Genomic DNA, 13,028 nt, shown 5'->3' with positions numbered 1-13,028 from the left:
TGCTAATAAACATAGCAAAATTATAGATGATTTCCTGACCTAAGATCACATTTTATTCTTTTTTCCACTTCAATCTAAGAATTGAGAAAAAAGCAAAACCTTATATTATACCATAAAAAAATTATGCAAGAGGTCTATTGTGCCAAGAAAGTGAGGTGAATAAATGCAAAGAAATGTCTTGTGAACGAAGAAGCGAAAAAAGTTGTTTAGAATTGAAATGTTTGAATCAAAAGAAACAACCGTCCAAGAGAGGAGACTAACAATGGGTATCAGCATTAGTATCGTTGCGGGTCAAGATAAATCGGCATCAAGCGTCAACGCTTCGGGAAGCGTACAGCATGTTATTACTGACGAGGAGAGAACAACATTCAGTCTTGGGGATAAACAACTCAAGGATGCTGTCAATGCCTACTTCGGTAAAAGCCCAAATGATGCGTATCTTCATAGCCCGACGCCATGGAATGACCTTTATAAGACGTATGGTTGGCCGCAGGTTCAAATGGTTCTGGTTGTTCAAAGTGCCGAGATCCTTGGCATCACATCAGAGCCGGTAATAGTCAAAACTCAGGAATTCTCTAATAACAGCAGCAAAAAGGGTATCTTCAATGTTGGTATATCGGATCAAGTAAATGACACGGTATCGTCTAACTGGAGTACGGGAGGCACACTTCACGTCGAACAAATGATCAAGTACGAGATTGGTTTTCTCGGTACTGGTGGCGGAGGTGAAACTACATTATCGTACGAGCAGTCGTGGGGAATAGGGGGACAAAAATCAAAAGAGGTTCAAGTGGGTTCAACAAGTGGTGTGTCCGTAGAACTTGAGCCTGGCGAGACTATTGTAGCTGAACTCTCTGCCAGTCGGGGGGTGATGAAAGTTAGAGTTCGATATAACGCCTACCTGATCGGGAGTACAGCGGTAAACTATAACCCCACGTACAAAGACCACCATTTCTGGAGTTTAGGCATTGGCGGTGTAATGTCAGCAGCAGGCATCTCTAATTCTGTGCAATCGACTGAGGACATAGAGATCGGCTATTACTCCAACTCGAAGATTGAGTTGAAGGACAAGAAAACGAATGCATTGAAGGCATCTTTTATGTCGACCGACGTGCCCGGTCACTAGAGCTTTCCGCCCAACAACCGGTTACAGCGGACGGCGCGGAGCGCCGTCCGCTGAACCGGACCGTTAGCTGGCTTCACACCGAGTCTTTCAATATGGTCGATGAGTGTGAAATCACCCCCGAAGTGATCTCCTGGGGCATTGGTAAAAAGGCAACCGACTGGACGGATTAAGATGACTCAGGTGGGCTAGATGATGGGGCGTGATTTCTCAGATCGCTGATCGCGTAGGGTGCGTTCCCTAATGTGGCTCCTACCGCTCCACTAGCAGTAGGCTAATCTGGCTAACACGCTTTTGAGCGTGATATACGGAAAATTTCCGCATAATCAATAGAGCGATCGCTGATCTTGTAGGGTGCGTTCCCTAATGCAAGTCCCACTGATCCAGCGATCAATTTTGGGGAACGCACCATGCCCATTGATTAAAGCTGTGGGTTTAAGTGCGATGCCGCTCTTGTGGGACCAGTTGGGGAATGTTAGCAAAGATTCCCGATGTTTAGGTTAAAATAGAGGGCAAAAGTTGCCACAGGGTCAAGCCAATGACAATCCATCAACCCCGCTATAGCAAAGAAGAATTTGCCCAACGTGGCGATCTGATTTATCAAACTCAAATACGTCCACAAGTCGAATTGGGTAATCAGGGCAAAATTGTAGCAATTGACCTTGAAACTGGCGACTTTGAAATTGATACGCGTGAAATACCTGCTTGCAATAGACTCGAAGCCCGTCACCCAGATGCTCAAATCTGGATTGTTCGAGTCGGTTCTCGCTATGTTCGCCGATTTGGTGGACGTACAAAGAGATTAGTATGATCGCAGGAATCGTTAACGCGGATTTTGAGGCGATTATTTCACTTTCGATATGTGACTCTGAAGGAAATATTTACGCGCAAGATGCGATCGTTGATACAGGTTTTAATGGTTGGCTTTCATTGCCACCAGACCTAATCGATCAGCTAAACCTGAAATGGAAAAGACGAGGACGCGCTATTCTTGGTGATGGTAGCGAATGCGTTTTTAATGTCTATGAAGCCGTCGTAATTTGGGACGGAGATTATTTAACCATACCAATTGATGAAGCTGATTCCGAACCTCTAGTTGGAATGTCATTAATGGAAGGCTATCAACTCACAGTTCAAGTATTTGAAGAAGGCAGCGTAGAAATCCGTAAAGTAAGTGTCGTCTAACACTGCGTTGGAGCCGACTTTACAAAAAATACCTGCAAAAATTACAGATTGTCTGCGGCGGCTCAATTAGAACGTTATGCCGCGTCAAAACCGCAAAGGAGGTTTATTATGGCTGAATGATTAGCAGTTGATGTTTCGAGAACTGGGGCGTTGGCTCCCCTTGCTTTTTTTGTGCGCTACTATGGAATTAAATGATTAAAAGCTAAGACTGCTATGGCACTGGCATCGAATGGACAAACAGCTATAATCCGCACAGAGCGAGGGCTTACAATTGCGGATACTCGTATTACTCTGTATGACGTAATCGATTATCTCAAAGCTCAGTATCCACCCAAGTTTATTCGTGATGCCTTCAATCTTACAGATGCTCAGATTCATGCTGCCCTTTCCTACATTGAAACACATCGAACAGAAGTGGAAGCGGAGTATCAGGAGGTTTTAAAGACTGCCGCAGAAACTAAACAATTTTGGGAAGAGAGGAATCGCGAACGTTTTGCTCGGATCGCTGCTACTCCTCCTCGTCCAGGCTATGAAGCGGTTAGAGCTAAACTTCAGGAACGGAGAGCAAAGCGGGAAGCGAAGAAGCAATGATTGTTCTGGCTGATTACAACTTGAATCGGCAGGCAATTCTGATCTCTGGAAGTCTTGTTGTTAGCGGGTTATTAGATCTCGCTCTAATTCGGTTGAGGACATTTGAAGACGTTGGCTTACCCGCAGACAGCAATGATCGAGTAGTTTGGAGATTTGCCCAAACCAACGGGATGCTCTTACTTACGGCAAACCGGAATGCGAAGGGTGAAGACTCGTTGGAACAAGTAATGCGTGAAGAAAATCAACCGACTTCATTTCCGATCATTACGATTGGCGATCCGGATAGGGTCAATGAATCTGACTATCGAGAACGCTGCGTTGAAAGGCTTGTAGAAATTGTGATCGATATCCAAGACTATATGGGGGCTGGTCGGTTGTTTATTCCATAAGGTGATTGGCGCATTATATCTGTTGGTGACACGGCATAACAACCCCAATGCACTCCGACCGACGAAAGGTTATCGGTTAGAGTTCAAGGTTATCTGCGGCGGGTGATTGGGAACGTTAGCCGTAGGGTGCGTTCCCTAATGTGGCTCCTACTGCCCCACTAGCAGTAGGCTAATCTGGCTAACACGCTTTTGGGCGTGATATAGGAAAAAGTTCTGGCGATCGCGCCTAAATGGGGTGAGATGCCGAAAGTTGACCCATATCATTACTTTTAGGAGTGTTATACAGAAAATTTCCGTATAATCAATAGTTAGGTGCTGGTCTTAGGAAAGATTATAATGTTGAGATATATGTACATCATGGGTCATGCGAATACTTGCTCAATCATCTTCAGTTATTCCTTGTTTAGCACTTCTCTATTGGATTTCAGCTAATCAACCTGTTCTTGCACAACAAAGTCAAACAACATCAGTAGATACTAAATCAATAGAAACTACGTCACCTCTTGATAATCAGAAAAAGGAGCTTGAGATACAGAAGCTTCAACAGGATATTGAGACAATGTCTCGTGACAGAGAAAAACAAGATCTTGAAATCAGAAAGCTCCAACGTGAAATTCAAACGCTTTGGATGCGTCCATTTTTAGATGTTTTTCCGGTACTATTTGCTTTGGTGGCGGCGCTACTTTCTCTTTGGAGTGCGCGTCAATCGCAAGAAAGCAACAGAGAACAGAACAAACAAAGAAATCAAGATCGAATTGCAAATTTATTGGAACAACTGGGCAATGAAAATAATGGTGTCAGGATAGCTACAATTCAAGTTTTGAGTGAGTTTCCAGATACTCATAAGTTTCTTATAAACCTTATCAAGTACGAAACAGATCCACATATTCTTGATTCAATCAATACTTCTATAAGTAAGTATCCCACAACAGCTTTAACTGCACTACTAAAAGAAACGAAGTCTATTCGCCAGCAAATATATTCATGTATTGCATCATTAGAAGTCGTTCAAGAGACAAGACAAGAAATCTCCAAACTGTTTAACATTCACATAGCAGAATTAAACCAATGGCTTGACTCGCCTGATGGTCAACATAGCAAAGCTTATTTTGAAGCAAAACGAAAGTTCTTGCAGACATCCACTCAATTAGAAAAGAAGAGTATCTTAGAAAGAACTAATATGCTTGTAACTGCTCACAGGAACCTTCTCAATTCAATAGAAAAGGTGATTGAAAGTTTTACTGTCTTAGTGGGGGGAGGATTCTCTATTGAGAATGCTTATCTTCCAAATATATTTTTTGATAAATTAAATTTATCAAATTGGTCATTTATTAATTGTGATTTACGAGGTTCTAGTTTTCGTAATTCCGAGTGCAATAAAATCACTTTTAAGAACTGCCTGCTTGATCAAGCACGGTTTGATTCGGCAAGACTCAACGACGCCGTCTTTAGCGGCAAAACATCTTGCCAGAACACATCATTTAAAACCGCCATCCTAGTTCGATGCACCTTTCAATCATGTGATGCTAAGAAGGCAAAATTTACGGGTGCAAAAATACAAGAAGCTAAATTTTCAGGAGAGAGTGAGGATGAAAAAGCCGATTTCAATGGAGCGAAATTTATCAACTCTGTTGGCAAGAAGACTGTTTTTAAAAACATCAGATTGCAAGGGGCAGATTTCTCAGGTGGAGGAACCATCCTCAATGAAGCTAAGTTTCATTCTGCTGAATTAGATGGTGCCAAGTTAAATTCACTGCAGGCTCGGCGTTCAGAGTTCAAAGATTCAAAATTTGCAGGCAACGATTTTCAGAACGCCGACTTTAACGAGGCAACATTTTCAACTGTTAGTTTTCAGAAGGTAACTAGCTTCACTGGATCAAAATTTGCTAGGGCTACACTGACAGATACAGATTTTGACAATGAATCTGAAGCATTTTCTCAATACATTGATCAATCTAAACAAAAGACAGAATAATCATCAAGGAAATGTTTTCTGGAAAAATAATTTAGTTGAGGAAATATGATATGGACATCAAGAAACTGTTTGAATCGGTCTTGAATGGAAATATAGACTTGCCTGATGTAGAGAATTGGGTGAAGTCTGAAGAAGTAAATTTTCAACGCCCAGATATAAAGACTGGTTTGGATCAATTCTCTGAAAATGATTTAGATCATCTCATAGATAAATATTCTGATTGGGAGATTCGGGTGAATGAGTGCGATCGCCGATCACATAGTGGATTGTTTTAGCTAATTTGGTGTATTAGAAAAATGCTAGAAATTCTATAATCTAAGACTTTAAGCCGAAATCTATTGCCCTATTTTAGCTGAAACAGTCCAGTAGGGTGCGTTAATTAAATGTAACGCACCACCCACGAGATATATTAAAAATAGTATGACCGCCATCGCTGTAGGGTGCGTTCCCTAATGTGGCTCCTACTGCTCCACCAATAGATTTTTGGGGAACGCACCATGCTAGAGGATTATAAAAATATCCGCCGTCGCACTCCAGCCCATCGCGGCTGAGTTCAACCGTTATCGAGAAAAATAGTTAAATCCCGTCAAATTCCCCTAAAACTTTCACTTCTGGTTCTAACCAGAGGGACCAGCGATCGAACACTTGTTCCTGCACATGACGAATTAAACGCAGAATATCCGAGGCTTTTGCTGAACCAATATTCAGGATAAAATTAGCGTGTAATTCTGATACTTGCGCCCCACCAATTTGATAACCTTTTAATCCCATTTCCTCAATTAAAGCCCCAGCATATTGCGGTTTAGGATTGCGGAAAACACTACCACAACTAGGACGATCATAGGGTTGGGTACTTTTGCGATGGCGTAAATTATGGGTAGTAATTGCCATTATTTCCTCGCGATTATCGGTAGCTTCTAACTGAAATGTAGCTTCGATAACTAAACGTTGATCCCCTTGCAGAGAAGAACTGCGATAACTATAATTTAAATCTTCTTTGCTTAAAGTTTCTAACTGACCATCGGGATTTAATACCAGCGCCCGCACTAATCGATCCGCCACACAGGAGGTATGCGCCCCCGCATTCATCACCACAGCACCCCCCACCGTCCCGGGGATACCCACCGCCCATTCTAAGCCCCTCCAGCCCCTTTTTGCCGCTCTCCAAGCTATTTTTGGCAGGGGTTCCCCTGCTGCTGCTGTAATCGTAGCAGTTTCGGCATCAAAACAACTCGATCGCAGATGGCGAGTATTGAGGACAAGTCCGGGTAAACCTCGATCGCTGATCAGTAAATTTGAACCAGCCCCCAAAACATTCAAGGGTAAATCTTGCGATCGCCACCAAGCGAACACTTCTCTTAATTCCTCTAGATTAACTGGTTCGGCATACCATTGCGCTCTTCCCCCCACCCGGTAGGAAGTGAAATCAGCTAGAGAAACAGAGGTTTTAATCATAGGTTTTTAGGGGGTTGGGGAGCATTTTCAGTAATCAGTAAACATAATAACTGATAACTAATAACTGATAACTGATTACTGATAACTGAATCCTATACTCTAACTGCTAATTGTTCGCGGTAAAGAGAGAGCATTTCGGGGATAACTTGATTGAGATTGCCGGCGCCGAGGAACATGGCTAGATCCCCTGGTTGGAGAATTTCTAGCAGGAATTGACCTAAAGAACTCAATTCGGGGTGATAGTAGGCATTTTTATGGTGTTTTCTCACCTGTTCGACTACTTGCTGCCCGGTGACGTGATCGATATTCACTTCCCCAGCACTATAAATATCCGTTAAGACTACCACATCGGCGGAACTGAAAGCGGAGCCGAATTCCTCTAAAAAGGCAGTGGTGCGACTGTAGCGATGGGGTTGGAAAATAGCGATCGAACGTTGGTACTGTTTGCCTTCTACCTTCAATTTTGCCGCCGCTAACGTGGCTAACAATTCGCTAGGATGGTGGGCATAATCATCAATAAAAGTAATGCCGTTTGCTTCTCCCTTGTGTTCAAAACGGCGTTTTGCCCCGGCAAAAGTAGCGATCGCATCGGCAATAACGGCAAATTCTAAACCGAGATAACGTCCGATGGCAACCACTGCCAAAGCATTACTAATATTATGTTGCCCCGGGATTTTCACTTCCATTTGTCCCAGATAACTGCCTTTTTCCCAGACGGAAGCTTTCATCATTCCCTGTTCATAGATAATCTCGCTGACGGTGTAATCGGCACCTTTTTCGGGATCGAGACTATAACTGATTGTCGGACGGAAATGCTCGGCGATCGTGTCACAATCTAAACAAGCGACTAAAATCTGGCACTGATGGGCGAATTCATGGAAAGTATCGATAACTTCGCTTAAATTATGGTAATGATCCGGGTGATCTAGCTCAATATTAGTGATTACGCCGATTTTCGGGGCGTGCTTGGTTAGGGAACCATCGGACTCATCGGCCTCTGCCACTAAAAAACGACCTTGACCAAGACGAGCGTTACCTTCCCAAGCGTCCACCTCACCACCGACAATGATCGTGGGGTCTAATCCCGCTTCTAACAAAACGTAACCGATTAAGCTGCTAGTGGTGGTTTTTCCGTGGGTTCCAGCAACGGCGATACTGTCATAATCAGCGATTAAAGCTGCTAAAACGTCGCTACGGTGAAAAATTGGGTATCCTAAGTCTCTGGCCGCTTGATATTCCTTGTTATGGTCATTAATCGCCGTGGAGCAGATTACTTGCGGAACCGTTTGGCTACTGTTTTGAGGGCCAGGAGAATGAAATAAAGCTAAATTATTTGCCTCTTGACGGTGGAAAATCTGCGCTCCCGCTCCCTGTAGCCGTTGGGTGATATGAGTAGGACGTAAATCGGAGCCAGACACGGGTAAATTGCGCTTGGCTAAGATATAAGCGAGGGCTGACATCCCAATACCGCCAATACCGATAAAATGGAAAGGTTGGCCGTTAAAATTAACTTTTTTCACTGTTTTCACTCCTCAGACCCACAATTATATAAGTTTTAAACTCGATCGGTAGTAAAGTCAACCTCATGATAGGGGCATTTGAGCAGAATTCCAAAGTGTTGCCCAGTCACCTTGCACAATCCTTGACGCAGAATTAAAATTTTTTCTCCCAATTCCTTTTTTTACCCAGCTTTGCCAAACGTCCTAAAAATCGGTAAAACCCTACACCCCACAGGCTGCCCCCACGAACCTAATTAGGGCAGCCATTCCAGTAAAATTCCCACGGAGCTATCTTTACGAGCGCGGGAATTTTGGGCTTGAATATCGGCAGCTAAACGTAAATTAGAGGTAATCGCATAACCAAGGGAAAGAGTAGTTAATCCCACCTCGTTATCACCACCGGGGGAGATAAAACTCTGACTAACGGTGATATCTGCCGCCCCCGTGCGAGAAAGGGCTAATTTGAGCTTTAATCCTAAGTTAAGCCCATCGGTGCTGTAATTTCCCGTTTGAATGTAACGATAGCCCACCATGGGAGCTAGATTGACATAATCACCCAAAGGGAGGAGATAGTATTGTAAATTTCCTCCTATTGCCGTCCTTTTGCCGTTAAAAGCCGTCTGATAATCGCCGCTTAGGGTTAAACTGGTTTGACCGAAAAACACATCTTCTACCCCCAAAATCACGCCACTGGAATTATCGCTAGAAGGAAACTCTGCATATCCCAAGCGGATACGCGTGCGAAAACTGGGATCGCGGCGAATATCTTCGGCGATATCGGGTATTTTTTCTAACCAACGCTCTAAAACCGGACTTTCTTGCCGAATTTTCGGATCTAAGTCTAAATCCGTTTCTGCCCACACAGCACCACTCGCCCCCCATAATAAACTAAGGGCGATCGCATTTACAGAACAGCAAGAGAGCTTAAACATGATCTGCATTATAATCAAAAAAGATTCAGATTCCCCGCTATTCTTGAGAGGACGGGGGGCAGTAGGAGCACCAATAGTGGTTAGAATATTAAAACTTTCGCAATTAAGTAGCGCGGAACGGGCAAAACTTCAGAAAAGAGCCGAGTTAGATATTGATAACGCCCTCAAAGTCGCTCAAACGGTGATAGAAACCATCCGCGAGCGGGGGGATGCCGGCGTTGTGGACTATGTGCGGCGTTTTGACTACGAGGGTGCGACGGTAGAAAATATCAAAGTCAGCGAGGCAGAATTTGAGCAGGCTTTTCAGTTAATTGAACCGGAAGTAAAAACTGCCATTCAACAGGCTTTCCGGAATATTCAAGAGGTACATCGTCGCCAAATGCCGGAAGAAACACTACTGGCAGAAATTGAACCAGGTGTCTTTGCCGGCGAAAAAATCTCTCCTATCCCCAATGTGGGTTTATACGTTCCCCGGGGCCGCGGTGCTTTTCCCTCGATGATGTTAATGTTAGCCATACCGGCAATGGTGGCAGGAGTGGAAAGAGTGGTCGTTTGCACTCCCCCCGATAAACAGGGCAACGTGGAGCCGGTTTCTCTGGTGGCGGCACGCATGGCTGGAGTCAGAGAAATTTATAAGTTAGGGGGCGTACAAGCGATCGCTGCTTTGGCTTTGGGAACAAAAAATATCAAAAGGGTTGACAAAATTACAGGTCCGTGCAGCGTCTATGGGGCGGCGGCCAAGCGGTTACTGTTCGGTACTGTGGATGTGGGTTTGCCGGCAGGTCCAAGTGAGTCGATAGTTTTGGCCGATGAGTCCACCGATGCTCGTTTAGCGGCCTTGGATTTATTAATTGAAGCGGAACACGGGGCGGATTCGGCAGCTTTATTAGTCACCCACTGTGAAGATTTGGCGATCGCTGCTAGTGAATATGCACAGGAATACCTGCAAAAACTCCCGGATTGGCGACGGGAATTCTGTGAGGCGGGTTTAGCCGCCTATGGGGGCATAATTTTAACCGATAGTTTGCAGCAATCCCTCGATTTCGTCAATGAGTACGCCCCGGAACATCTGGAGGTTTTAGTTAGTAATCCTTTTGCCATTCTGGGCAAGATTAAAAATGCTGGCGAAATTCTCCTGGGAAATCATACTCCTTCCTCTATGGCTACCTACGCCATCGGAGTCAATGCTGTGCTGCCGACAGGAAGTTTTGCCCGTTCCTATTCGGCGGTTTCGGTTTATGATTTTCTCAAGCGCTCCACTTTGGCTTATGTCACCCCTGAAGGCTTTGAAAAGTTAAAAGAAACCACGAAAACTTTAGCCGAGTACGAAGGTTTTCCCGCCCATAAATTAGCAATTCAACACAGGGAAATTTTACTCTAAATACAGGGAATAGGAAACAGGGAATAACTCTGATTTATTATCCTGTATCCTATTTGGTACTATGATAAGAGCAGAGAATCAGGCAAGCATTTTATGAAAAAAGTAATTGTTATTTTAATTCTGGGTTTTCTGAGCGAACAAATATCAATAAAATCACCAATTTCTGGCAATCAAACCCTCAATAATTTAGCCGTAGCTAACAACAATAATCGTCCCACTCCCCAGAAAAAACCTAGTCCTTCTCCACAGTTTCGGTGCGATGGTAGAACTCACTGTTCCCAGATGACCTACTGTGCAGAAGCGACTTTTTTCTTGAGAAATTGCCCCAATGTCAAAATGGATGGAGACGGTGATGGAGTTCCCTGTGAAAGTCAATGATGTGGAAAAAAATCCTCAGAAAAATGTTGGGAAAGTTTTCCAGATAACTAACTTTGTTTCCTCACCCCAATTCTCTCATTTAAAGAATCGGGGTGAAAACAATTAAGAAGCAGTAATCACGGGAGAATTAAGATATTGATAATTCCAGTCCGATTGTTGCCAAACGCGACCATCAAGGGCAATTTGTTCGATTAAACTAGCTAATCGTAAAGCTTTTAAAGCTTGTTCCCCACCGACGGAAGGTTGGTCTCCACCGCGCACACAATGAACAAAATGTTCTAATTCCGCGTGTAGAGGTTCAATATTGCTGGTATAAACTTTTTCAATTAAACCATCTTGACGGTAGAGAACTTGACCGTAATCGGTGCTATAGTTAGCGGTGGTTTGCCGGTGAATGAGAATTTCATTATTGAGAAAATCTGCTTCCGTGAGAGAATTTTTACAGTGGGCTGCTAAACGGCGAATCTTGCGATGAGTCACCTTACTAGCGGTTAAATTAGCCACCACTCCATTACTAAAACCAAGGGTTGCAGTGACATAATCAAGATAACCGGAATCAGTGGCAGCGCGACTACCACTAGCGGTTAATTTCACCACGGGAGCAGCAACTAATTCTAAAATTAAATCTATATCGTGGATCATTAAATCTAACACCACCGACACATCATTAGCGCGTTGGGAATAGGGACTCATGCGATGGGATTCAATCGCTAAAATCTCCTCGGTTTTCAAGACCTTCGATAACTCTTGGAAAGCGGGATTAAAACGCTCGATATGACCCACTTGCAGAATACAATCGTGATCGGCTGCCGCATTGACTAAAGATTCCGCTTCACTAATACTAGCGGCGATCGGTTTCTCGATCAAGGTATGTACTCCCGCTTGCAGACAGTCCATCCCGACTCGATGGTGTAACCGCGTGGGGACAGCGATACAAACCGCATCTACCCTAGGTAAGAGATCTAAATAATTTTCAAAAAAACGGACTCGGTATTTACTGGCAGTTTCCAGTCCCTTTTCGACGTTGACATCGGCCACCCCGACGAATTCCACGTCTTTTAATAAACTCAGGATGCGACTATGGTGTTGTCCCATGTTACCGACCCCGATAATCCCGACTTTAATCGGTTTGAGTTGATTTCTGTTACCCGGAAAGTTTGCTGGTTGATTGGACATGAATTTTAGACTCCTGTGTTCACACTCCTCACACCACTTGATTAAATTAATCAAGCTGATTTTGTCGATGAATTACCAAGATGGTATCATGGTTATCCAGATTCTGACACGATGTCGGTGTCAATGGGAGTTCTGAGAAGATTTTCTGATTTCATCTCGCGGTTTTTACTCCTAAATGCTTATCAAAACATCGTCCCTGAGTAGCGAGGACTACATTCAGCTAAATTTTAACTATGGACAATTCAACGGATTTTAACTCCTTACGGGGATTAAGTGTTTTTTTGCTAGGAATGATGGGATCTGGCAAATCCACCCTGGGAGAGTTGCTTTCCCGACGGTTACAATATCGTTTTTTTGATACAGATATATTAATAGAAAGGGTCGCGGGAAAGAAAATCAGGGAAATTTTTGCCGACGAGGGAGAAGCGACTTTTCGGGAGTTAGAAACCCAAGTTTTGGCCGAATTATCCTCTCTGACTAAAACTGTGATTGCCACCGGGGGAGGGATGGTTTTAAAACCGATTAATTGGAGTTATCTTCGTCACGGTTTAATGATTTGGTTAGATGTTCCTCTCGAAGTCTTGGTTAAACGTTTAAAAAAAGATACCTCTCGTCCCTTGCTTCAGTCCACTGATTTAGAAAGTAAACTGGAATTATTATTAGAACAAAGACGAGGACTTTATGCACAAGCAGATCTTCGGATTGTTGTTTCTGACCTAGATAGACCTACTGATATCGTTGAGAAAATTTTAACAGCAATACCGACGGTGATTAAAGATTTTCATCCAGAAAGAGATAATAACTAGGGTTTGCTGAAAAAGCTTTTCCTGGGGGCAGGGTGTGGGGTGTGGGGTGTGGGGTGTGGGGTTTTACCGATTTTGAGGTAGTCAATTACCTAATTTTCAGGGAAAAAGTACCTGAATTTTCCCCCCGATCCCCGCAAC

At 43.7% G+C, this 13,028-nt stretch carries 14 protein-coding genes; 10 read left to right on the top strand and 4 right to left on the bottom strand.

Annotated elements, in window-relative coordinates:
* Positions 1–262: 262 nt before the first annotated feature.
* The 7 genes from IM485_RS16765 to IM485_RS16735 all read left to right on the top strand — a co-directional run bounded on the left by IM485_RS16765 (position 263) and on the right by IM485_RS16735 (position 5,538).
* A complete protein-coding gene (locus IM485_RS16765; protein ID WP_104396736.1) occupies positions 263–1,126 on the top strand; it encodes a follicular epithelium yolk protein subunit in 864 nt (287 codons plus the stop codon).
* A gap of 535 nt (positions 1,127–1,661) precedes the next feature.
* The gene (locus tag IM485_RS16760) at positions 1,662–1,934 is read left to right on the top strand and encodes a hypothetical protein (protein WP_287744453.1); all 273 of its coding nucleotides are present in this window, start codon (positions 1,662–1,664) and stop codon (positions 1,932–1,934) included.
* Positions 1,931–2,308: a hypothetical protein gene (locus IM485_RS16755; protein ID WP_002789225.1), complete on the top strand. Its 378-nt coding sequence runs from the start codon at positions 1,931–1,933 to the stop codon at positions 2,306–2,308. Before IM485_RS16760 ends, IM485_RS16755 begins: the two co-directional genes overlap by 4 nt.
* Positions 2,309–2,521: 213 nt before the next feature.
* Complete coding sequence (locus tag IM485_RS16750; protein ID WP_002778608.1) at positions 2,522–2,899, top strand: DUF433 domain-containing protein; 378 nt, start codon at positions 2,522–2,524, stop codon at positions 2,897–2,899.
* Entirely contained in the window at positions 2,896–3,288 is a 393-nt protein-coding gene (locus tag IM485_RS16745; RefSeq protein ID WP_002791850.1) for a hypothetical protein, read from the top strand. Before IM485_RS16750 ends, IM485_RS16745 begins: the two co-directional genes overlap by 4 nt.
* Positions 3,289–3,652: 364 nt before the next feature.
* Positions 3,653–5,263 carry a pentapeptide repeat-containing protein gene (locus IM485_RS16740; protein ID WP_287744450.1) on the top strand — a complete coding sequence of 537 codons (1,611 nt, stop codon included), beginning with the start codon at positions 3,653–3,655 and terminating at the stop codon, positions 5,261–5,263.
* A 50-nt stretch (positions 5,264–5,313) separates the two neighbouring features.
* Complete coding sequence (locus tag IM485_RS16735) at positions 5,314–5,538, top strand: hypothetical protein (protein ID WP_287744447.1); 225 nt, start codon at positions 5,314–5,316, stop codon at positions 5,536–5,538.
* A gap of 301 nt (positions 5,539–5,839) precedes the next feature.
* Here the strand turns inward: IM485_RS16735 and murB are convergent, their stop codons facing one another.
* From murB to IM485_RS16720, 3 genes are all read right to left on the bottom strand, one after another.
* Entirely contained in the window at positions 5,840–6,718 is an 879-nt protein-coding gene (murB, locus tag IM485_RS16730; protein ID WP_104396586.1) for a UDP-N-acetylmuramate dehydrogenase, read from the bottom strand.
* Between the two features lie 92 nt (positions 6,719–6,810).
* Complete coding sequence (gene murC / locus IM485_RS16725; protein WP_104396585.1) at positions 6,811–8,238, bottom strand: UDP-N-acetylmuramate--L-alanine ligase; 1,428 nt, start codon at positions 8,236–8,238, stop codon at positions 6,811–6,813.
* Between the two features lie 233 nt (positions 8,239–8,471).
* On the bottom strand, positions 8,472–9,158 hold the full coding sequence (locus IM485_RS16720) for a hypothetical protein (RefSeq protein WP_104396584.1): 687 nt from the start codon (positions 9,156–9,158) through the stop codon (positions 8,472–8,474).
* Positions 9,159–9,225: 67 nt separating this feature from the next.
* Between IM485_RS16720 and hisD the strand changes: the two genes are divergently transcribed.
* The gene (hisD, locus tag IM485_RS16715) at positions 9,226–10,530 is read left to right on the top strand and encodes a histidinol dehydrogenase (RefSeq protein ID WP_104396735.1); all 1,305 of its coding nucleotides are present in this window, start codon (positions 9,226–9,228) and stop codon (positions 10,528–10,530) included.
* 93 nt (positions 10,531–10,623) lie between these two features.
* On the top strand, positions 10,624–10,908 hold the full coding sequence (locus IM485_RS16710; protein ID WP_104396583.1) for an excalibur calcium-binding domain-containing protein: 285 nt from the start codon (positions 10,624–10,626) through the stop codon (positions 10,906–10,908).
* Between the two features lie 102 nt (positions 10,909–11,010).
* Here the strand turns inward: IM485_RS16710 and IM485_RS16705 are convergent, their stop codons facing one another.
* Positions 11,011–12,084, bottom strand: coding sequence for a Gfo/Idh/MocA family protein (locus IM485_RS16705; protein ID WP_287659750.1), 1,074 nt, complete (start codon positions 12,082–12,084; stop codon positions 11,011–11,013).
* A gap of 233 nt (positions 12,085–12,317) precedes the next feature.
* Here IM485_RS16705 and IM485_RS16700 point away from each other — a divergent pair, with 233 nt between their 5' ends.
* Positions 12,318–12,890 (top strand): shikimate kinase, encoded by a 573-nt coding sequence (locus tag IM485_RS16700; protein WP_104396581.1) that lies wholly within the window; start codon positions 12,318–12,320, stop codon positions 12,888–12,890.
* Positions 12,891–13,028 lie beyond the last annotated feature (138 nt).

The sequence above is a fragment of the Microcystis sp. M169S2 genome, from assembly GCF_020245865.1.
Lineage (GTDB): Bacteria > Cyanobacteriota > Cyanobacteriia > Cyanobacteriales > Microcystaceae > Microcystis > Microcystis ichthyoblabe_A.
The sequence above is the reverse complement of the archived record's forward strand: the minus strand, read 5'-3'. Positions and strand labels throughout refer to the sequence as shown.